The organism is Stenotrophomonas sp. UBA7606, assembly GCF_002477705.1.
Lineage (GTDB): Bacteria > Pseudomonadota > Gammaproteobacteria > Xanthomonadales > Xanthomonadaceae > Stenotrophomonas.
Window position 1 is genome coordinate 1 of the sequence record NZ_DLJW01000103.1, and the last position, 21,110, is coordinate 21,110.

The following is a 21,110-nucleotide window of genomic DNA, read 5'->3' on the forward strand; positions in this document are numbered from 1 at the left end:
CGCGGTGATCTGGCAGAAGGCCAAGCTGGACGGCTATACCGAGAGCAATGCCAGTGCCACCGCATTGGGCTACGGTGACCAGGACGTGGATTCGACGGTAGGCCGCATTGGTTGGCAGGCGCGCTTTGACGGCGGCACCGTGCAGCCCTATGTGCAGGTCACCTATGACCATGAGTTCGAGGATGGCAAGCAGGCCGGCGCCTGGTTGCAGACCATGGCCGACGTCGGCACCTACAAGGTGCCGGGCCTGGAATTCGATCGTGACTATGCGACCGCCGTGCTGGGCGCGCGCGTCAAGCTGTGGGGCCTGGACAGCAATATCGGTGTGAGCACCACCACCCTGCAGAAGTCGGCGCGTGATGCCACCTTGTTCGCCAGCTTTGGCGGCAGCTTCTAAACGGCACTGCATCGGGTGGCGGTCTGGCCGCCACCCGATGACAACCGCAACAGGCCGCGCAGCTGCGCGGTCTTTCCCGCCAAATCGCTATTGAACATGCGGAAGGCGGGAGGGCAGCCAATGCCTGCCAGCGCAGCCCCCGTTGCGTTAGGGGGGCCGCCGCGAATAGACTGCACACCGCGCCGAGCGGGCGTAGCTCAATGGTAGAGCTGTAGCTTCCCAAGCTACTGACGTGGGTTCGATTCCCATCGCCCGCTCCACTCCGGCGCCAATGCCGAAACGCCGGCATCCAGGCTCGCAAGCCTGCTGGATCTCCCTGCACCATCGTCTTCCTGAAGGCTGCCTCTGCACAGTTGGGCAGTTGTCTGTTTTCGTCTTATTGCGCACATCGCCGGCGCGCTATGCTGCGCGCCTTCTGAACGAATTGGCTGCAATGAAGCTCGCCATCCTCTCCCGCAACAGCAAGCTGTATTCAACCCGCCGTCTGGTGGAGGCGGCGCGGACGCGCGGCCATACGGTGCGCATCCTGGACCCGTTGCGATGCTACATGCGCATCACCGCCGGTGATTTCGGCATGCACTACAAGGGCAAGCCGCTGACGGGCTTCGATGCGGTGATTCCCCGTATCGGTGCCTCCATTACCCGCTACGGCACCGCCGTGCTGCGCCAGTTCGAGATGATGGGGGCACGCACGCCCAATCCCTCCGACGCCATCCTGCGGGCCCGCGACAAACTGCGCGCGCACCAGGTGCTGGCGGCCAAGGGGATCGACATGCCGGTGACGGTGTTTGGTGACAACCCCGACGACACCAATGACCTGCTGTCGATGCTGGGCCCGCCACCACACGTGGTGAAGCTCAACGAGGGCACCCAGGGCAGGGGGGTGATCCTTACCGAGAAGCTCAGCGCTTCCAAGGGAACCGTCGAGGCGCTGCGGGGGCTGTATGCCAACTTCCTGGTGCAGGAATTCATCGCCGAGGCGCAAGGGGCCGACCTGCGTTGCCTGGTGGTGGGTGACCAGGTGGTGGCAACCATGCGCCGACAGGCCCAGGAGGGCGACTTCCGTTCCAACCTGCATGCGGGTGGCACCGCCGAGCCGGTGCAATGCAGCAAGGCCGAACAGCAGGTAGCGGTGCGCTCGGCCAAGGCGCTGGGGTTGGGTATAGCCGGGGTCGACCTGATCCGCTCCAAGCGCGGCCCGTTGGTGCTGGAGGTCAACTCCACGCCCGGGCTGGAGGGGATCGAGAGCGTATCCGGGGGCGACGTGGCCGGCCGGATGATCGATTACGTGACCAGCCTCAAACGTTGAGGTGGCGGGCGCAATTTGTTTGCACGGTTTTAACAAGCCTTTAATCCAAACCCGCCTAGGCTGTCCCCACTGTGCCCAGCCCTCCTCAGTGGGTCCGGTGATCGGGAATCTTCAGGCCCTGGCGTTTGTCGCCAGGGCCTTGTTTTTATTGAAATTTCTTTTTCTTGTCGCGACGCTGTACCGGCGCTAGAGTGGTGCAATTCCTAAGGAGAGGGCGTATGTCGCGGATGCTTTTGTTGGCACTCATGTTGGTCTCGGCGACGGTTTCAGCCAGAACGGCGGATGTCCCCTTGCAGGCTTCAATTCCGTTCAAGGCGCAGCAGCAGAAGGTGCTTGAGGACTTGAGGGGGGAGATCTATCAGGAGATATCCAACGAGGACCGGGCACAGGTGGTTGCCGCGCTTGAGCGCATGGCGCTGGTCATCGGCGAAGGCACCGCCCAGAACCTGCCGGAGGCGCAGAAGGTAGCAGTGTTCAACGACCAGGAACTGGTCAACGCTACGTTGACCAAGGCGCGCAATGACAGCCGCCTGGTCTGCAGGCGCGAGAAGCAGATTGGCTCGAACATGCCGACGACCCAGTGTTTGAGTGTGGCTGAACGCGAGCGGCAGCGCCGGGACTCCCAAACCTATGTGCGCAACGTGCAGGATGGCAAGATCATCAAGTCCAACGTCGATTGACCCATCCCTGTTGGCACGGGTTTGTGCTGCTAAGGCGTTAACGCGGCCTGTGTTGTAATTTGCTGTGGGCGGCCCCGTTGGGGCGTCTGCTTATTCCAAAGACGAAGGTAATCGCACACGTGCGCATTCTTGTAATCGAAGACAACAGCGATATTGCCGCCAACCTTGGTGACTATCTGGAAGACCGGGGCCATACCGTTGATTTCGCCGCTGACGGCGTGACGGGCCTGCACCTGGCCGTGGTGCATGATTTCGACGCCATCGTGCTCGATCTCAACCTGCCGGGCATGGATGGCATCGAGGTCTGCCGCAAGCTGCGCAATGATGCGCGCAAGCAGACGCCGGTATTGATGCTGACCGCGCGCGACTCGCTCGACAACAAGCTGGCCGGCTTTGATTCCGGTGCCGATGATTACCTGATCAAGCCGTTTGCGCTGCAGGAAGTGGAAGTACGGCTCAATGCACTTTCACGCCGCGGCAAGGGTGCCCACACCCGCGTGCTGGAAGTGGGGGATCTGGAATACAACCTGGACACCCTGGAAGTTCGCCGCCAGGCCAAGCTGCTGCAGCTCAATCCGACCGCGTTGAAGATCCTGCAGGCCTTGATGGAAGCTTCCCCTGCGGTAGTTACCCGGCAGGAGCTGGAAACCCGCGTATGGGGCGAGGAACTGCCGGATTCGGATTCGCTGCGCGTGCATATCCACGGTCTGCGCGCGGTGGTAGACAAGCCGTTTGATGCGCCGATGATCCAGACCCGCCACGGCATTGGCTATCGCATCTCTGCGCCAGATGCCTGAAACAGCCTTGCCTGAATCCGTGCGCAAGCGTGGGCGCTATCGCCGGCGCCTGCGCAGCCGCATTATTGTCTCGTTTGTGCTGTTGGGCTTTTGCCTGACGGCATTGTTCGCGTTTGCGACGAACTGGGCGCGCACCCGCGTGGAGAACCAGCTCGTCGAAGATGTGATGAATCGCAACCTGGACGCTTCCTGGCAAAGCTACATGCAAAGTGGCGGCAAGGACGTGGTTGCGCCAGTCCAGCAGATCAAGGCCTACCTGTACAGGCCCGACAAGCTGGATGGCCTGCGCCGGGATTACCCGGAGTGGGAGCACCTGCAGGACGGCATCCATAATTTCAACGGTGTGGATGGCGAGGGCAAACCGTTCTATTACAAGGTGGGCGTGCGCAAGACGCCGGATGCCTGGTTTTTCATTGCCTACGACATGGGGCAGGCGCTACGCGGTGAGCAGCAGCTGAAACGTGCGCTGGTGCTGTCGGTGATCGTTTTCAGCTTGCTGTCCTGGGTGTTGGGCTGGTGGTCCGCGTCCAGGGTGATGCGCCCGGTTTCCGACCTTGCCTCCCGGCTGCGTGCCTACCGCGGTGGCAATACGCACCCGGAGCCCTTGGCCCCCCGCTTCCCGGATGACGAGGTGGGGCAGTTGGCCGAGGCATTGGATGATTACTCCGAACGATTGACCGAAGTCGTCCAACGCGACCGCGAATTCAATGCCGACGTCAGCCATGAGCTGCGCACGCCCTTGGCAGTGATTCGCGGGGCAACCGAGTTGTTGCTGGCGCGGCCGGGTATCGACGAGAAGATCGTCCAGCGCCTGCAGCGCATCCAGCGTGCCGAGCAGCAATGCAGTGACTTGATTGCTTCGTTGTTGTTGCTTTCCCGCAACGAGCGCGCACAGGGCAGCAGCAATGTCGCCCGCGTTGCGGAGCAGCTGCTGGAATCGCACCGGGCACAGCTGGGCGGCAAGCCGCTGGAGCTGATCCTGGAAGGTAGCCGCGAGTTGGTGATTGATGCACCGGAATCGGCATTGTCGGTCGCGCTCGGCAATCTTATCGGCAATGCGGTGAAGTACTCGCAGGAAGGCAAGGTGCTGGTACGTGTGGGGGCGAACGCTGTCGAGGTGATCGACAACGGTCCGGGCCTGAGTGAGAAGGATGCGGCCAGCCTCTTCCAGCGCGGCTATCGCGGTACCCATGCGGGGCAATCACAGGGGGGCGGCATTGGCCTGTCCATCGTCAGTCGCCTGTGTACGCTGTACGGTTGGCAGGTGGATATCCGGCCGGGTGATGTACGCGGTGTCGTGGCAACGCTGACGTTCGCACCGGAGTAGCTTCCTATTGCCGGGGAATGCATCCGGCCCATGGGAACCTACGAAGGAATCACCTGCGTAGCCCGGGAAGCACAGCGCATCCGGGGAATGGACCGGCTCATGTTCCACACGCCACCAACCCCGCGAGGCGCATCAATCCGGGTATCGCCAAGGTGGCCCGGGCAAGCCAAGCGCACCCGGGCCAGAAGGATGGCGGTTGAAGTGCCAGGCTGCGCATCACCCGTTCCGGCGAGGCTGTCATTGGCCGGCCAACGAAGGCCCGCGCGCTGTCGCGCTCCACCGCTACTCCGGACAGCCATTCATGCGCCAAGGCGGCAAAGTAACGCCGCCATTCAAAGCAATGCCGGGTTTCAGCGTGCAGCGTCTGCAAGTGCGCGGTAGCGTGCGTCCAATGCTTCAATCTGCGCTTGCAGCGCATCCGGGTGCCCATCATTGACGATCACGTCGTCGGCAATGGCCAGGCGCTGTTCGCGGCTGGCTTGTGCCTGGATCATCTGCTCCGCTAACTGCGAGGTGATGGCGTCGCGCTTCAACAGGCGCGCGTGCTGTACGGCCACAGGTGCATCCACCGCAAGAATGCGCTGCAGCCAGGGATAGCTGGGCTTGCCGCCTGCCTCGGTCAGCAAGGGGATGGCGGCAATGGCATAAGGGCTCGTAGCCCCCTCGCATTGCGCGCGCACCCGTGCGCGGATGGCGGGGTGGGTGATGGCCTCCAATGCCCGCCTGTCATCGGGGTTGGCAAAGATCCGCTGACGGAGGTGGGCACGATCCAGACTGCCATCTGCCTGCAGCACTTCATCGCCAAACAACGCGGCAATCTGTGCCAGTACCGGGCTTCCCGGGGCAACTACCTCGCGTGCTGCCACGTCGGCATCGGCCACGGTGATGCCCAAGGTTTCAAAGCGGCGGCTGACTTCACTTTTACCGGAGGCAATGCCACCGGTGAGGCCGACGATGAAGTTGCTCACGGGTGTGGGCCTTTGGGGTAGCCAAGCCGCTCCTTGCGGAGCGGCAAGCGTGAAACGCCTGGATTCAGAATCCCGACCATTGCCGGTAGGTCGCGATCATGGGGTCGCCCCACATGAAGACCAGCCAGCCGGCGATGGCAAGGTATGGGCCGAACGGGATTTGGGTATTACGGTCCTTGCTGCCGAAGTACAGCCACAGGGAGCCGATGATGGCGCCCACCAGCGAGGACAGCAGGATGATCGGCAGGATGCCCTTGATGCCGCACCAGGCGCCCAGTGCGGCCAGCAGCTTGAAGTCGCCGTGGCCCATGCCTTCCTTGCCGGTGATCTGCTTGAACAGCCACCAGACCGACCAGAGGGACAGGTAACCGACCGCCGCGCCTATCAGTGCAGGCTTGGCGGGCATGTACAGGTTGTCCATGCTGCCTATCAGTCCCAGCCACATCAGCGGGATGGTCAACTGGTCCGGCAGCAGCCTGGTCCGGAAGTCGATGCCGGACAGTGCCACCAGGAAGCAGCTCAGCACGATGGCGCCAAAGCCCTGCCAGCCAAACCCGAACTGCCAGACGCTGGCCAGGACCATCAAGGCGGTGACCAGCTCCACCAGGGGGTACTGGATGGAAATGGGCTCATGGCAGTGCCGGCACTTGCCGCGCTGGATCAGCCAGCTGAACAACGGGATGTTCTCGTACCAGCTCAGCTTGTGCTTGCAGTGCGGGCAGTGCGAGGGCTCCACCACAATGCCGGGCGGCGGCGGCTCGTAGATGTCCGGCAGCTCGAGGATCTCGCGGGCATCGCGCCGCCACTGCCACTCCAGCCGCTTGGGCAGCCGCAGGATCACCACGTTGAGGAAGCTGCCGATCAGCAGTCCCAGGCCGGCCGCGGCGGGAAAGCCGAGGCCGGGATGCTGGTCGAGAAATGCCATGCGTTAATTATCCAACAATCGAGGCCAGCTTGAAGATCGGCAGGTACATGCCGATGACCATGCCGCCCACGACCACGCCGATGAACACCATGATCATTGGCTCGATCAGGCTGCTGAGGGCGTCCACGGCATTGTTCACTTCCTGCTCGAAGTACTCGGCCACCTTGAACAGCATCGAGTCCAGCGCGCCGGCCTCTTCGCCGATGGCCGTCATCTGCACCACCATGTGCGGGAACAGACCCACCTGCTTCATGGCCATGTTGACCGGGTAGCCCACCGCGACATCGTCGCGCATGCGCAGGACGGCATCTTCATAGACGCTGCTGCCGGTGGCCCCGGCGACGATGCTCAGTGCCTCCACCAGCGGGACGCCGGCCTTGAAGGTCACCGCAGTGGTACGGGCAAAGCGGGCAATGGCGCTGTTGTGCAGGATCTGGCCGATGACGGGGAGCTTGAGCATCAGCTTGTCGATGTTGTGCTGCATGGCCAAGGAGCGCTTGTAGGCAAAAAGGAAACCACCGATCGCGGCAATCAGGCCGAGCAGGATCAGCCACCACCAGCCGACCAGGAAGCGGGACGCCGCCACGATCATCTGGGTGAAAAATGGCAGGTCCGCACCGAAGCCCTTGAACACTTCCTCAAACTGCGGCACCACCCAGATCAGCAGGATGGAGCTGACAAGCAGGGCGACAGCAATGGTCATCGCCGGATAGAACAATGCCTTCTTGATCTTGCCCTTCAGCGACTCCAGGTTTTCCTGGTAGTTGGCAATGGTCTCCAGCACGGTTTCCAGCACGCCCGCGCCTTCGCCAGCACGGACCAGGTTGCGGTAGAGCTCATCGAACTGCACCGGGTGCTTGCTGATCGCCTCGAAGAGGGAAGAGCCGCCTTCCAGGTCAGCACGGATCTGGCCGACCATCTTGGCCATGCGCGGGTTCTTGTGGCCGCTGCCGATGATTTCCAGCGCAGTCACGATCGGTACGCCTGAGCGCATCATCGTCGCCATCTGGCGGCTGAAGAAGGCAATGTCCTTGGGCTTGATCGGCTTGCCGGCGGCGCCGAACAGTGGCTTTGGCTTGGGTTTCACGACGGTGGGTGTGATGCCCAGTCGACGCAGTTCCGCCTTCAGCATGTTGGCGTTCTTTGCATCCTGCTCGCCTTTCATCTTCACGCCGCGCTTGTCTGTCCCCTCCCAGACAAAGGGCGCCATCTGGCTGGTACTGCGACCAGTCGTCTCATTCTTGATTGCGTTACGGGTAACGGCCACTTTGATCTCCCCGTCCAAGCTTCCCCAGCCCGGACACCAATACGCATGGTAGCGGTTCATTTGCCTTGCAGCACACCCCCGAGGCCACTTTGGTGGTGCTCGTCACGTCTGCCTATGCTTCTGCCCTGACGTGCCGGGGTGAAGCTGTGGGTCACATTGTGACGCAATGTGTCAACTTGGGCGCTGGGTCAGGATTCTTTCGCCAGGGGGCTTCCCTTATTTGCCGATGCTGCCATCATTGCGCCGGGGAGTAGGGGGTGGTTGTCCTGTTGGCACGCAACCTGCTTTGTAACCCCGTGCGGGGCAGGCGCGTCGCCTGCAACCATGTTCACTATCCAACCTCTAGGGGATGTACTCATGAAGAAGCAGCAGGGCTTTACCCTGATCGAACTGATGATCGTGGTTGCGATCATCGCCATCCTGGCCGCCATCGCGCTGCCGCAGTACCGTAACTACACCCAGCGTTCGGCTAACGGCGCTTGCATGGCGGAGGCTAAGGCGTACATGAGCGGTGCAGTTGCTGATATCGCTGACGGCCGTGATGCCACCGCGTTCGTTCCCAGTGCATGCGAAGGAATCGATGCGCCGATCGTTGTGGCTAACTATGCAACCCCGAAGAGCGCCGAATTCACCCCGAAGACCAAGGGTAATGCCCAGCTGCTGAAGGCGACCAAGTGTGACACCGGCAGCGGTGCCTGTTCGATCGCGCAGTAATTCTGTGATTGAAGGTTTGAGAGCCCCGGTTAACGCCGGGGTTTTTTTTTGGATTCAATGGACTTTTGGGAAATGGGGCAAGTAGTTGCTCCCATGGTCGTTGAAGATGCCTCAATGGACTCCGGGTTGTTGTGTTTGAGGACGGTGTTGGATGCGAATTGATGGTGCCATGCGTACTTTTCTCATGCTTTGTTTGGGCTGCGGGCTGCTTGCTGTCGCGTGCTTGGCTCCCGGAATTGGCGGCGGCTTCGTAATGGATGACCGCGCGAGCATCGAAAAGAACGCCGAACTCCGGGTAGATCAGCTGCAGGGAGAAGAGCTGCTTCGTGCTGCCTATAGCTTCCAGCCTGGGGGCGGTTCGCGTGCGATTCCCATGCTTACTTTTGCACTGGATCAATGGCGAGGGGAGGGGCGGCCCGAGGCGTTCAAGGTCACCAACCTGCTTATCCATTTCGTCACTGTATTTGTCCTGGCCTGCTTTGCTCGCAAGCTGTTGTTGATGGCTGGCTGGTCGCCAAAGCGGGCGGCATTAGCGGCCCTGTTGGTTGCTTCTGTATGGGGCGCGCATCCGCTTCAAGTTTCCTCCGTACTCTATGTGGTGCAGAGGATGCAGACACTGGTAACGTTGTTCATGCTGCTTGCTCTATGGGCATACTTGACCATGCGCAAGGCCCAGATGGAGGGCGGACGTAGTAGAAAGTATGGTCTTCTTGTGGCTTTGTTCTGGGCACTCGGCCTTGCTTGCAAAGAAGATGCGGTACTGTTTCCTGCATATGCTCTAGCGGTAGAGTTGACTGTGTTGCGCTTTACTGCGAAGAGTCCGCGGCTTGCAAGGGGTTTGCGCAACGGCTACGCGGCGATGACGGTTCTAGCGGGGGCATTGTTCGTGTTGCTGATTTTGCCTCGTTTCTGGCATTGGGGGCCATATCCGTTTCGTGAATTCTCTAGTGTTGAACGATTGCTGACGCAGGGACCAGTGCTTTTTCTCTACTTGCAGCAGATTTTGCTCCCGTTGCCCGCATCAATGCCCTTTTACTATGACAATTTCCGTATTTCTCATGGCTTGCTGGATCCGCCGGTGACGCTGTTTGCGTGGTGTTGTCTGGTCGGCTTGATGGTGTGGGCTTGGCGGTGGCGCAGGGATCGTCCGATCTTTGCACTTGGGGTTTTTCTCTTTTTTTCTGGCCACTTTATAACCAGCAATATTGTCAACCTGGAGCTGGCCTTTGAGCACAGGAACCACTTTCCAATGATCGGGGTGATCTTGGCGGTGATGGACCTATGTGTCATGGCGCTGGCGCGCGTTAGGCGCGACCTTCGCTTGGTGCGGCTCGGGCAGATATGCGGCGGGTTGGCCATGTTGATGTTGGTTGCGGCAACGATGACTCGCGCCTATATGTGGGGGGAGCCGATGCGTTTGGCTGCGGGAACTCTACGGCTCGCGCCTCAATCAGAACGCGCTTGGCTGATGTTTGCTGCCACCAACGTGGATCGAAGCGGTTTCCAGCCGGATAGTCCGTGGCTGGAAAGCGCTATCACCGCAAATTCGCTGGGGGTCGAGGTCACGCATTCGGCGGTGATGCAGGCGAATGTTGTGATCTATAAGTCCATAAAGGGCACCGCTTCCAGCGAGGACTGGTTGAGCTTGGAGGGGCTGGTGGCTCGAGCTCCGATCAATGTGCAGAATCGCGGAATAGCAGGAATTCTGCTCAATAATGTAGATGGTGGGCTCGCGTTGGACAAAAACGCAGTTGCTGGCGTGCTGGATGTGATGGCACAGCGCGTGGATTTTGATCGCGATGAGAATCTTCGGATCGCTACGTTTGTCTATAACGAAACCGAGCGGCCAGGCCGGGCATTCAAATACATGCGGCGTGCAGTTGAACTCTCTCCCCCGGATGATCCGGCGATTGCAGCGCTGTTCGGGCAGTTGTCCAGTATTGGTAGGGAAGACTGGGTGCTTCAATTGCGTCACTCGTTCCCACAGTGAAACTGTTGAATATGCGGCGGGGGTCACGGATCGATGATCTATGCATCGATCCGAACGCAGCTTCCGCGCTTGTGGCACGGATTGTGCTTGGTGGATGAATGTTTTGGGGAAAATTGAACAGAGGAGATTGGGGTGCGTGCAAATACCAGCGGTTTTACTTTGATTGAGTTGATGATAGTAGTTGCCATCATCGCAATCCTTGCAGCCATTGCGTTGCCTCAGTACAGGAATTACACGCAGCGGTCGGCTAATGCGGCATGTCTGGCTGAGGCTAGAGCTTACATGAGCACTACAGTGGCTGAGCTGGCGGATTACAAACTGCCGCCAACATATGCCCCCAAGGCTTGTGCGTCGAGCACCAGCTTGGGCTTGACGACGACTGACTTTGCTATCCCTCGTACGGTGACATTTGATGCTCCTGTCAAGGGAAACGCGTCCTTGAAGGCTGATGTCGATTGCAACACAGGCAGCGCCCAATGCATGCTGCAGCGTTGATACAGCATGCAACCGGCACCGTTGGGTAGTAATCCAGCGGCGAGCTGCCATATGCTTGCCAATCATTGGCAAAGAAGATGGTGGGTGCAGATAACGTATGAGGTCGTAGTGCGGAAGGGTTTGATCTCGACGCTGGAATAACCTGATCGTTCAAGGAATGCGCAGTGGTCGTGTTCGCTGCGCATGGCAATATGCTCAGGGAACTGCGGTAGCCACTTGTGGTGCTTCAGGAGTTCCACAATGAAGATCAGATTGGGGGGGTGTAGATAGACCGTTCCGGTAGCCGCGAGAGCGGGCGTGTCAGCATGACAATCTTCGCCCATTCTTCATCGGGCACATGTTCAGAGATGTCCAGCGAGAATATTGCGTTTTACTCATTAACAATGCTGAAAAAAAATTGCTGCATCCATGCAGTGAAAATGACAATTGCTTCGGTTCGCTCTGTTGTGTTTGGCTGCCTCCACCATTTTGCTGGAGAAATCGATGCCAGTGTAGGTGGCATGTTGTCCATCCAGCAGTTCAGAAACGAGTCCGGTGCCACACCCTGTATCTAGAATGTGGGCTGAAGGCGGTAATGAGGCGGTAATCCCTCCGCCAAAAGTGGAATTTTCTCGTGCCCTTTCCCGACGAGGTTCCATGAAGACATCCCGTTTCACCGACAGCCGGATCATCGCCGTACTCGAGCAGGCCGAGACCGGCACGCCTGCGCCGGAGCTGTGTCGCGAGCACGGAATCAGTTCGGCAACTTTTTACAAGTGGCGCAGCAAGTTTGGCGGCATGGACGCATCACTGATGTCCCAGCTCAAAGAGCTGCAGGAGGAGAACCGGCGCCTGAAGAAGATGTATGCCGAATCGCAGATGGCAGCTGAAATACTCCGCGAGGCGATGGAAAAAAAATGGTGAGGCCATCTCAACGCCGGGAGATGGCCAAGTGGGCAGTGGCGACCAAGGCGCTGAGCATCCGGCACGCCTGCCAGGCGTTCGAGGTCAGCCAGACCTACTGCCGCTATCAAGCCAAAGCGAGCGAAGAAAACGTGCAGGTTGCTGATTGGGTTGTCCGGCTGACCACGGCTTATCGCGATTGGGGATTTGGCCTGTGCTTCCTGCATCTGGGCAATATCAAAGGCTTTGGGTGGAACCACAAGTGGGTACATCGCATCTATCGGGAGCTGGAGTTGAACCTACGGATCAAACCGAAGAAACGGTTGGTACGCGAGCGGTCAGAGCCTTTGGCGGTGCCGGCGGCGATCAACCAGGTATGGTAGATGGACTTCATGCACGAGCAGCTGGCCGATGGCCGCAGTTTCCGGTTATTCAACGTACTCGACGATTTCAACCGCGAGGGACTGGGGATCGAGGTCGATCTGTCGTTGCCATCGGCCCGGGTCATACGATCGCTGGAGCAGATCATCCAATGGCGCGGCAGGCCAAGGGTTATTCGCTGCGACAACGTGCTAACTCTGGAGTCAAGTTAAAGTTGATGGCGAATCGGCGCGCAGGTCCCATTGGCACCTGTTCATCTCTGACCGCATGCAACTCCACGCAACGTCCCGTGGGCTTCCACATCAACAAGGTCTCCTGATCTGAGCATAGTGAACACGAGGTCCGTAGTGGCCTCGACCGTGCCTTAAACAGCATGGAGTTCCCGTGGAAGGTCCGAGCATTATCTCCAGGATCCTATGAGGTCCCAATGGCCCGACTGAGCGGGATCGATCCACGGGGTAAAGCGTTTTCGAAGTAACAGCGGTATTGGGTTTGGCGCTTCACCAGACCGTAAGCTACCCTGGCCATCTTGGCAGCCACTGCGGTCAGTGCCTTGCGCTTGCGATCAGCATTGTTTGGATCGTTTTTGACGTACCGTTCGTACTTGTCGCGGAAGCTGTTTTCACGCATTCGTACCGCAATGGTGGCGGCAAACCAGAAGGCGAAGCGCAATCGCGCGTTACCACGCTTTGATAGACGCTCATGTCCGCGGTACTGGCTGGACTGGCACGTGGCCAGATCGAGGCCTCAGTACTTCAAGAACTGGCGATGGTGGGCAAATCGACGAAGATCACCGGCTTCGGCCAGGATGGTCAATGCAGGCACTGGGCCGATACCGGGCAATGAACGCAAGGACTCGTAATCTGGGTTATCTGCCAACACATGGTGCGCTTGCGCAGCTAGAGCATCGCGCTGTTCAACTAACAGCTGATAGCGACGCAGCTGCAGCCGGAAACTCTGGACCTCAATCGAATCGTCGTCTACAGGCAAGCCGATGCTGCCGAGCGCACATTGGTAGAGTTCGGTGAGCCAAGTCTGCGTTTTCACCTTGCGGCCGACGAGCTCCAAGCTTCCTTGCGGAAAGCATCCCAAGTGAGTTGACGGATCGAGGCAGCAGTGGGAAAACGAAGCATGAATCGGGCGAACCAATCGGCATGTGCGCCATCGAAGTAGCGCTCGGTTTCTGGGAAATACAGGGGCAAGTAGTGGGTCATCAGGCTGTGCTGCAGTCGGGTTCTAGCCAAGCTGATCTGGTAGTGGGTCTTGGATAGCTCTTGTAACCCATGATGGCCGGCCAGCAACGGATCCACGTAACGCATGGTCATGCCCTGTTTGAGCATAGCCAGGATCACGCTTGCATCCTTCGGGTCGTTCTTGTCCCACGAATTGAAAAGGGCTTCCCGATAGCGGGCCCCGGCGACTGAGGACACCAGGCAGACCTCGAAGCCCTCTTGGAGTAATCGGAAGGCCAAGGTGCGATGGCAATCGCCGGTGGGCTCCATCGCGATGCGAATAGGCGTAGGCATGCTATGGAGAAGATCAACTAGGCGTTGATGGTCCTCTCGAGAACTGGCCATGCGGAAACGCTGTTGCTTGCTGTCCGGGCCTTCAATGAGGACTGCGCGGTAGCGCTTAGCGATATCAATCGCGACCCAAGTCGCTGCGGGCGTAGGATGAGGTTGGGTAGCCATCGTCAACGAACTCCTGTGGCGTGTGAGAACCTTCAGGATGCGCTCGGAGACGATGGCTGCCTGCAAAGACCTCATGCTTCCAGATGTACTACGGCCCTGAATACATCAGTGGCGAGCTGCTGGCCTGGGCCGAACGCGAAGGTATCCGGATCGAGCACATTCAGCCGGGCAAGCCGCAGCAGAATGTCTACGTCGAACGCTACAACCCCACAGTCCGCTACGCCTGTCTGGCGACGACGTTGTTCGACATCATCGAGCAGGTGCAGGACAAGGTCACACGCTGGCTATGGACGTACAACCACGAACGCCCCAACATGGCGCTCGGCGGCATCACTCCAGCATTGAAACTGGCGATGGCCGCATAGCTCCACTTTTGGCAGTCGTTAAAAGTGGGGGTACCCTGTTCTAGTCACCTGTAGTTGGTAGATTTGGGGTGGTGGAGGGCTCCTGCCTTCGTGTGGGAACTGAGAAAACTGTGACGATAGAAGAATCGAATCCGCGTCGATGGGCTGTTTGGAGGGCGGGGCAGCTCGCCCGCAACAGTGGTGTGTTGTTGGTTTGGATGCTGTTGCGAGCCGGTTCTCAGGCGGCTACGGTTATCCTGTTGGCTCGTTCTTTGGGGGCGGAGTCCTATGGAACTTTCGTTGCAGTCATCGCTGTGGCGGGATTTGTGACCCCTTGGGTGGGATTGGGGTTGGCAAATATCGTGCTGCGCAATGGCGCACGTGATCCTGCGCGCCTCTGGGCCTACTATGGGCGTGCCTTTCGCGTGTGGCTGTGGAGTCTGGTTCCGGGTGTGGTGTTGGTGGCAGGCTTGGCATTTTTGTTGCTTCCGCCGGAGCTGCCGTTGTTAGCAATGCTTTCCGCCATGGCAGTCGAGTTGTCCGTCACTTCCCTCGCTGAATTGAGGGGGCGTCAACAACAAGCTCGACATCGCTTGGGTGTGTATGGAGCAATAAATTCGGGCCTGCCAATGCTGCGGCTGCTTGTGCTGGGGTTGTTAGTGAGCGCTGTAGACAATGTAACCCTTACGGACGTCTTCTGGGCTTATACGCTGGCCAGCTTGGCTTATATGTTGTTGCTTCTCCATATGAGCGCGGCCGATTTCGCGTCTTTGCCCGGTGCTTTGCAAGATATGTCATTGCATAGTGGCTTGCCGTTCTGCATATCCACCTCTGCGATGCGACTGCAGGGTGAGTTCAATAAGCCGGTTCTGCTGCACGTGGGATATGGTTTGGCCGGGAGCTATAATATTGCTCAGCGAACAATCGAATTGGTCAGTTTACCCTTGTTTGCGATGCAGGAAGCGTTATGGCCGCGATTGTATGCGCAAGAAGATCCGCTGCGGCAGCTTAGGCGTAGTGGTCTCGGGTTGATGGTCTTGGCTTTTTTAATGGGCTGTGTTCTGTGGCTGATTGCGCCGCTGCTGTATTGGGTTGTTGGTGAGGAATACAATGAAGCAGTCAAGGTGATTCGATTGCTGTCATGGTTGCCTTTGATTCAGGTTGGGAGGGGGTTGCTTAATTTTCAGATAATTCATCAGGGGCGTCTGGTTGTCATTGGGGTGGCCTACGTTCTGGGTGCGGCTGTGAGTGTGTTTGGTGTTCTTCTATTTGTCCCAAGATTCGGCGTGCATGGCGCAGCGCTTGTCAGCTACGCTGTTGAATTGGTGTTGGTGCTATTTCTTTTAGTCGCGACAAGCTCGCTTGGCGCAAAAACTAAGCGGGGTGATCCGTATGCGAACAATTGAATATTTGCGGAACAGCACTGTTTTGCGATTGCCGCTGCTGGCGGTTATGCGATTTTTTTTCAGTTTGCTGGAAGGGCGTGCCGGAGTTCTGCGCAGAGCAGCCTATGACGCAATGCCGGTGCAGTTTCTGGTGACGGGAAGCCGTGAGAAGTATGTGGTATCAACCTCCGACAAGGTGATCGGGCGTGAGGTGTTCTTGCACGGCGAGTTTGACTTTGCAAAGTTTGAGGCTGCTTTGAGAGTTTTGGCTCGTGAAGGGCGAGCTGCACCGAATCATTTGATCGATGTGGGTGCAAATATCGGCACCATTACTATTCCCGCACTTAAACGCGGGCTTGTAAAGGTTGCTACGGCAATCGAGCCGCATCCGGACAATCTTAGGTTATTGCGGGCGAACATCGCATTGAACGGTTTGGAGGATCGGGTGACCGTTCTGCCACAGGCTGTGGGTGATAAAAATGGTATGACTTTGCAATTGCATGAATCGCTTACGAACAGTGGGAACCATGCCATTGGCCAGAGTGGTATCTCGGTAGTTTCTTCTCGGCTTGATGACTTCTGCTTTCCTAGCGATTCATTGTTATGGATGGATATTGAGGGCTATGAGGGGCATGCGTTGCTTGGAGCAGAATTTTTGCTTGCTAGTGGCGTTCCGGTGGTTTGTGAGTTCAATCCTGAGTATCTCAAGAGGTCTGCCGGATGTGATTATTTTCGAAGATCACTTTCGGGTCGGCGATTATTCGATATTGGAGATCCGAATGGGGTTGAGGTGACGTTGGATGAGCTGGCTCATAAGTACTCTGGGGGAGGTAAATTTACGGACGTTGTGGCGCTGAATCGTCGGTGATTTACCGCTAGTGCTTTGCGGAGTGCGCACACCTATTTTTCGATTCGTTATTGTCTTGCGTTGCGCGGAGTGCTAGGGGTTGACTCGAAAAATATTTATAAATGCTCTTAATGGCTCCAGAGTGCGATAACGTAATGCTCGCACACCAGCCCGAAGCGAGAGCGATGGCAGACGCAAACCCTGTGCCAATACCGTCTGCCAGTGAGCGGTCGTCAATTTTCCAGCTAAAAGCCAGTGAGATTTTGCGGTATATTTTTCGTAGGTGACACTTGCCTGTCCGGTGCTGGCCGATCCGGCATGGTGGAGCCAGACCCCGTCAAGCAATACGAGTTTTCCGCCCTGCTTTTCCCAACGCCAAGACAATTCAACATCCTCACCGTACATGAAGAAATCTCGGTCGAACAAAGGTTGTGTATTGTCGATACGATGAACAAGTAGACAACAGCCGCTGAGATAGGCAAAGCTGCCTGGTAGGTGCTTGCGGGTTACGAGTGCAAGCCACGGTTGGTAATGCAGCCAGCCATGTTCCCTTCCATTTTGTTTGATGCGCGGCGCCACAAGGGTAGGTAAGGTGGCTGCTCGCAGTGGTGCATGCAGGGCGGCATGCATGCCTTTGATGATGCGAGCATCGTTGTTGACCAGAAGTATTGGTCCCGAATAACCCAGCCTTTCGAGTTCGGCCATGGCAGCATTCATGCCTTTGCCGAAGCCAAGGTTATTATTATTATCCGTCCATATTATTCCGGGGGTTTCGGAGAATGCTTCCTGAAGTACGCGAAGCGTTCTGCCGTCATCCGCTGAATTGTCCCATATGAGGATGGGTGCCCAGCCATCAACTAGCAGGCTGTTGATGCACAAGGCAGTCAACTTTGGGTCACGGAAGTGGATCGTAATGGCGGCGCTCATTTTTTTTCTTTTGCAAGATTTCGATAAATTTCGAGATAAGCATCAATCATTTGTGAAATCTGAAAACTGGCCACTATTCGCTCTCGGGCTAGTTTCCGAAGTCTGAGGTGCAAATATTGATTGGCTGCCATGGCTTGGGCTGCTTCGCTGAATGCGTGGACATCATCCCGCGGGCACAGTAAGCCAGTCCTCCCGTGGGAGACAACTTCTTCAACGGAAGTGCCTCTCATTGCGATGACGGGCAGGCCACAAGACATTGCTTCGATGGCTGCCAATGGCAATCCTTCACTACGTGATGGAAACAGGAATGCATCGGAATTTTGCATGGCAGTGATTACATCATCGGTCGACAGCCGGCCCATATCGTACATGTTGGGCGGCATTCTGGACTTGTCCGCGGCGGCAGCCGAGCCGCCGGTGTAGTGTAATTCATATCCGTCTCCAAGCTCTCGCATTATTGGTGCGAGTAGGTCTACGCCTTTACGCGTCATCCAATTGCCAACGTACAGCAGCTTGAAATTATTACTAGGTAGTTGTTTAAGCTCGCTGGGTTGGAATCTTTCAGTGTCAATTCCGTTATAGATCACGGTAGTTGGAATTTCGCAAAGCGTTCTTCGCGCGATGTTCGCGACGAATCGGCTGACAGCAACTACGTGATCTGCGCGTTGAAGAACGCGGCGCTCGACAGGCGCGATCCAATTGCGGTGGTAGGTCGAGCGCAGCCAACCCTTGTATGGAAGCAGTGCAGGGTCGTGGATGGAGTGATGTAGTGTGGCAACAACAGGCAGCTGCGATGGGATGAAGCGCGGATGCGTCCAAGTGTTGATATGGCAGATGGAAGCCCACGCGGGCGGGCGTGGGGCCGGGACCGTCCATGGAGCATACTCGGCGCGCAGGGGGAGCCACGTGATCTCGGCGCGCAGCCCGGCTCTACACAGCTCGGTTGCCATTCGTTCGGTGAAAACATCGGTGCCGGTCCCGGTGCGCACGGTGGGGAACCAGATGGCGGGGGGCGAGCTTCTCATTCCTCTCCGCGCTCCAAACGGTAGATCAAGGTTGGAATTATCAGCTTCAGAGGGCGTAGCAGTGGGTCCGGCATATGCCGAAGCGCGCGGGTGCTCCTGTGGCATGGATGCTCGATCTCAAAAGTTTCCCGCCAGCCTTCGATACACAAATTTCTATAACTCATTCGCGCTTTATCCAGCATGCGCTCTGGCTCGACTAATTGGGGTGGTTCGCAGTCATAAAAGTCCCCTTTGCCGCACAATCTCAGGTATGGATTCCGCCACCGCGGTGGAAGCCAGCTCAGGAACATCAGCTGATAGTTAGGTTCTATTATCATCGAGGGGTTTGGGTCAGGATGATAGGTTGCCCCTGGGTCTTTAAGTACGCGGCAGATTTCCTCGAGATGACGGATTTGAGCTCCCACATGCCGATTCATCGTTGGGTGCTTCCAGGCAAGCCAATTGGAATATTCAATTGCAGAGCTTTCGAAAGTTGGGCTCCGAATTTCGGCCAAGCGAAACTGTCTGCGAAAGCCCTACTGCCGGCTTCCCAGGTGCTTTTTTTCCCCTTCATTACCTGAGTGACGGCATCGGTCAGGGCGTCGTAATCACCGGGCTCCACTATCATCCCTGAAAGGTCATTTGATACCGCATTTACGATTCCCCCGGTAGCGAAAGCAACTGTCGGAAGACCATGCGCTGCGGCCTCTATTGCCACCATGCCGAAGCCCTCGGGGTCTCCAGGAATATTGCGCACAGGAAACACATGCACTGTCGCGCATTCGTATGCGCACGCCAGTTCTGTCGGGTCCGTAATAGTACCGAGGAAACAAAGATGATGGCCTATGCCCAGTCCATCAGCAGCACGCTGGATGCTTTCCTGCGTCTGGATGGTGGCATGCAAGGAGTCTGAAGGAGCGTCGCCAACAATGGCCAGCTTGACATCGGGGAACGCACGCACGATGCCTGGTAGTGCCTGTTGTACGAACTCCAGCAGGCCCTTGCGTGTGGTCAGTCGGCCGACGGAAAGTAGAATTCGTCCGTTGCCCAGGCCATGGCGATGACGAAAATAATGTTTATCAAGGGTTGTTTGTGCTGCATCCGGAATGCGTACGCCGGGATACACGATGCTTAGATTTGACAGTTTGATGCCAAGGCTCGCAGCGAGTCTTGCCGTTGGGGTGCTATTGGCAATTACGCTATCCATGCGACGTAGGGCAGGGTGCCAGAATGTCCGGTACACGGGGTGCTGTATTGCCGCATCCAGGCCATGCAGATAGACGCAGGCCCTTGCTTTTGCAACGCGAGCGGCCATCAAGGTGGCTGGGGCGGTCAGCCCGCTGCCTGCCAATACGATATCGGGTTTGAAACGGTGTGCGACCTGCATGGCCTGCAATGCCGATGTTGCCAGGAAACGCCATAGTGGCCTCAGTGGCACTTCAGTCAAGCAGACTTGCGCAGGAGATGCGGCTGTACTGCCTATAGGGCCTATGATCCGTACTTCGGCGTGGCGCGAAAGCTCATCCGCGATATGCCAGTTGAGGCGCTCCATCCCGCCGACAAGGGGGGGCAGATTGCGTGTGACCAGTAGGATGCGAGGGCGTGATTTGACTATCAAGGCTTGTACTCATGCAGTTCAATACATACCCGATGCTTGGCCTTGAAAAGAAGTGTGGCTGGCCTTGGAGTGGAGAAAAGCATCCGAGAAAACGGCTTTTCTCTTGGTATGCGCTGAACATCGGCGAGGGTCAAACGGGGGGTGTCAAGGCGTTCTCATGTCGCGAGGCGGGTGTCAACTGTCACGCCGATAAGATAGATTTGTAATCTGTTCGGAGATCAGGCCAATCAGAAAAATGATAACGGCCGCACTAAGTAATAGCGTGCTCATGTTGGTGAGTCGATGCTCGGTGACAAATGTATAACCGTAATATCCAAGGCCGGTAAGAAAGAACGCCGCAGCAATTGGCGCAAACAGTTTCATCGGCGAATAAAGCGTCGCGATCTTGAAAATGATCAGCAGAAATCGGATGCCATCCTTCAATGGCCGGATGTGGCTGCCATTACCCACCCGCTTTGCGACCGGGATCGGCACGTAGGCCACCGGGTAGGCGCTGCGGAAGAACGCCATGGTGCTGGTGGTGGGGTAGCTGAAGCCATTGGGCAGCAGGTGCAGGAATTCCCGGAACTTGTCCGCGCGCACCGCACGAAAGCCCGACGTCAGGTCGTCGATGCGATGCCCGGTCATATGGCTTGCCAGTCGATTGTAGAAGGCGTTTGCCAGGCCCCGGTGGAAGTTGGCCTGGCCGCTGCCATCGCGGGCGCCCACCACCATGTCGTAGCCTTCATCGAGTTTCGCCAGCAGCTGGCCGATATGCTCCGCGCTGTGTTGTCCGTCGGCGTCCATGAACACCAGTACCGCGCCATGTGCGGCGCGGGTGCCACGCTTGATGGCGGCGCCGTTGCCCATTGAGTAAGGGCTGCCAACAACGGTTGCCCCCAGCCCGGCGGCGATTTCCGCGGTCGTGTCGGTTGAACCGTCATTGACGACGATGATCTCCGCTTCCGGGTAGGCCGCCCTCAGCCCGGGCAAGGTTCTCTTCAACCCTTCTGCCTCGTTCTTGGCGGGCAGGATGATGCTCAGTTCACACACGTTGAATACCGGTAGTTCTCCCCGCGGGCATAGTAGCTGGGTTCGGCGGCAGGGAGGGTGTCCCGCGTCGGATCTTGGCCCTTGCTTACCTGCCGGGCTGGGAGGCCGGGCTTAGAATATCCACTTGATC

The 21,110-nt window shown here is 57.8% G+C and carries 18 protein-coding genes, 1 tRNA gene and 3 pseudogenes; 13 read left to right on the forward strand and 9 right to left on the reverse strand.

The genetic code is table 11. The annotated features are described in order from the left end of the window. The 6 genes from B2527_RS12400 to B2527_RS12425 all read left to right on the forward strand — a co-directional run. On the forward strand, window positions 1-397 hold a 397-nt coding region (locus B2527_RS12400; protein WP_293713949.1), incomplete at its 5' end, for an autotransporter domain-containing protein. A gap of 186 nt (window positions 398-583) precedes the next feature. Continuing rightward, a tRNA-Gly gene (locus B2527_RS12405) sits at window positions 584-657 on the forward strand. Between the two features lie 173 nt (window positions 658-830). Further along, complete coding sequence (gene rimK / locus B2527_RS12410; protein WP_293713951.1) at window positions 831-1,706, forward strand: 30S ribosomal protein S6--L-glutamate ligase; 876 nt, start codon at window positions 831-833, stop codon at window positions 1,704-1,706. A 218-nt stretch (window positions 1,707-1,924) separates the two neighbouring features. Continuing rightward, the gene (locus tag B2527_RS12415; protein ID WP_293713953.1) at window positions 1,925-2,386 is read left to right on the forward strand and encodes a hypothetical protein; all 462 of its coding nucleotides are present in this window, start codon (window positions 1,925-1,927) and stop codon (window positions 2,384-2,386) included. Window positions 2,387-2,505: 119 nt separating this feature from the next. Further along, window positions 2,506-3,183 carry a response regulator transcription factor gene (locus B2527_RS12420; protein WP_293713955.1) on the forward strand — a complete coding sequence of 226 codons (678 nt, stop codon included), beginning with the start codon at window positions 2,506-2,508 and terminating at the stop codon, window positions 3,181-3,183. Further along, a complete protein-coding gene (locus B2527_RS12425) occupies window positions 3,176-4,510 on the forward strand; it encodes a sensor histidine kinase (protein WP_293713957.1) in 1,335 nt (444 codons plus the stop codon). The genes B2527_RS12420 and B2527_RS12425 overlap by 8 nt, the downstream gene beginning before the upstream one ends. A 350-nt stretch (window positions 4,511-4,860) precedes the next feature. Here B2527_RS12425 and coaE read toward each other — a convergent pair whose 3' ends face one another. The 3 genes from coaE to B2527_RS12440 all read right to left on the reverse strand — a co-directional run bounded on the left by coaE (window position 4,861) and on the right by B2527_RS12440 (window position 7,670). Beyond that, window positions 4,861-5,478: a dephospho-CoA kinase gene (coaE, locus tag B2527_RS12430; protein WP_293713959.1), complete on the reverse strand. Its 618-nt coding sequence runs from the start codon at window positions 5,476-5,478 to the stop codon at window positions 4,861-4,863. 64 nt (window positions 5,479-5,542) lie between these two features. Continuing rightward, a complete protein-coding gene (locus tag B2527_RS12435; RefSeq protein WP_293713961.1) occupies window positions 5,543-6,403 on the reverse strand; it encodes a prepilin peptidase in 861 nt (286 codons plus the stop codon). Window positions 6,404-6,410: 7 nt separating this feature from the next. Next, window positions 6,411-7,670, reverse strand: a complete 1,260-nt coding sequence (locus tag B2527_RS12440) for a type II secretion system F family protein (protein WP_293713963.1) — start codon at window positions 7,668-7,670, stop codon at window positions 6,411-6,413. A gap of 357 nt (window positions 7,671-8,027) precedes the next feature. On the opposite strand from B2527_RS12440, the gene B2527_RS12445 reads away from it, so the two are divergent. The 3 genes from B2527_RS12445 to B2527_RS19600 all read left to right on the forward strand — a co-directional run bounded on the left by B2527_RS12445 (window position 8,028) and on the right by B2527_RS19600 (window position 10,869). Continuing rightward, the gene (locus tag B2527_RS12445; RefSeq protein ID WP_293713965.1) at window positions 8,028-8,384 is read left to right on the forward strand and encodes a prepilin-type N-terminal cleavage/methylation domain-containing protein; all 357 of its coding nucleotides are present in this window, start codon (window positions 8,028-8,030) and stop codon (window positions 8,382-8,384) included. Window positions 8,385-8,553: 169 nt separating this feature from the next. Further along, entirely contained in the window at window positions 8,554-10,374 is a 1,821-nt protein-coding gene (locus tag B2527_RS12450; RefSeq protein WP_293713967.1) for a hypothetical protein, read from the forward strand. Between the two features lie 132 nt (window positions 10,375-10,506). Then, a complete protein-coding gene (locus B2527_RS19600) occupies window positions 10,507-10,869 on the forward strand; it encodes a prepilin-type N-terminal cleavage/methylation domain-containing protein (protein WP_414717083.1) in 363 nt (120 codons plus the stop codon). A 377-nt stretch (window positions 10,870-11,246) separates the two neighbouring features. Here B2527_RS19600 and B2527_RS19605 read toward each other — a convergent pair whose 3' ends face one another. Then, complete coding sequence (locus B2527_RS19605; protein ID WP_414717084.1) at window positions 11,247-11,540, reverse strand: class I SAM-dependent methyltransferase; 294 nt, start codon at window positions 11,538-11,540, stop codon at window positions 11,247-11,249. Here B2527_RS19605 and B2527_RS12460 point away from each other — a divergent pair. After that, window positions 11,506-12,320 (forward strand): annotated as a pseudogene (locus B2527_RS12460) (IS3 family transposase); the annotation flags it as partial. The gene B2527_RS19605 and the pseudogene B2527_RS12460 sit on opposite strands and share 35 nt — an antisense overlap. Before the next feature lie 226 nt (window positions 12,321-12,546). Here the strand turns inward: B2527_RS12460 and B2527_RS12465 are convergent. After that, a pseudogene (locus tag B2527_RS12465) lies at window positions 12,547-13,823 on the reverse strand (IS110 family transposase). A 92-nt stretch (window positions 13,824-13,915) separates the two neighbouring features. Between B2527_RS12465 and B2527_RS12470 the strand changes: the two are divergent. From B2527_RS12470 to B2527_RS12480, 3 genes and pseudogenes are all read left to right on the forward strand, one after another. Then, window positions 13,916-14,188: pseudogene (locus B2527_RS12470) on the forward strand (integrase core domain-containing protein); the annotation flags it as partial. A gap of 110 nt (window positions 14,189-14,298) precedes the next feature. Beyond that, window positions 14,299-15,573, forward strand: a complete 1,275-nt coding sequence (locus tag B2527_RS12475) for a lipopolysaccharide biosynthesis protein (protein WP_293713969.1) — start codon at window positions 14,299-14,301, stop codon at window positions 15,571-15,573. Further along, window positions 15,560-16,420, forward strand: coding sequence for an FkbM family methyltransferase (locus B2527_RS12480; protein WP_293713971.1), 861 nt, complete (start codon window positions 15,560-15,562; stop codon window positions 16,418-16,420). The genes B2527_RS12475 and B2527_RS12480 overlap by 14 nt, the downstream gene beginning before the upstream one ends. 72 nt (window positions 16,421-16,492) lie before the next feature. Here B2527_RS12480 and B2527_RS12485 read toward each other — a convergent pair whose 3' ends face one another. The 4 genes from B2527_RS12485 to B2527_RS12500 all read right to left on the reverse strand — a co-directional run bounded on the left by B2527_RS12485 (window position 16,493) and on the right by B2527_RS12500 (window position 20,980). After that, window positions 16,493-17,326: a glycosyltransferase family 2 protein gene (locus B2527_RS12485; protein ID WP_293713973.1), complete on the reverse strand. Its 834-nt coding sequence runs from the start codon at window positions 17,324-17,326 to the stop codon at window positions 16,493-16,495. After that, window positions 17,323-18,315, reverse strand: coding sequence for a glycosyltransferase family 4 protein (locus tag B2527_RS12490; protein WP_293713975.1), 993 nt, complete (start codon window positions 18,313-18,315; stop codon window positions 17,323-17,325). Before B2527_RS12490 ends, B2527_RS12485 begins: the two co-directional genes overlap by 4 nt. Before the next feature lie 448 nt (window positions 18,316-18,763). Beyond that, on the reverse strand, window positions 18,764-19,948 hold the full coding sequence (locus B2527_RS12495; protein WP_293713976.1) for a glycosyltransferase family 4 protein: 1,185 nt from the start codon (window positions 19,946-19,948) through the stop codon (window positions 18,764-18,766). A gap of 174 nt (window positions 19,949-20,122) precedes the next feature. Next, window positions 20,123-20,980, reverse strand: coding sequence for a glycosyltransferase family 2 protein (locus tag B2527_RS12500; RefSeq protein ID WP_293713977.1), 858 nt, complete (start codon window positions 20,978-20,980; stop codon window positions 20,123-20,125). Window positions 20,981-21,110: the final 130 nt, after the last annotated feature.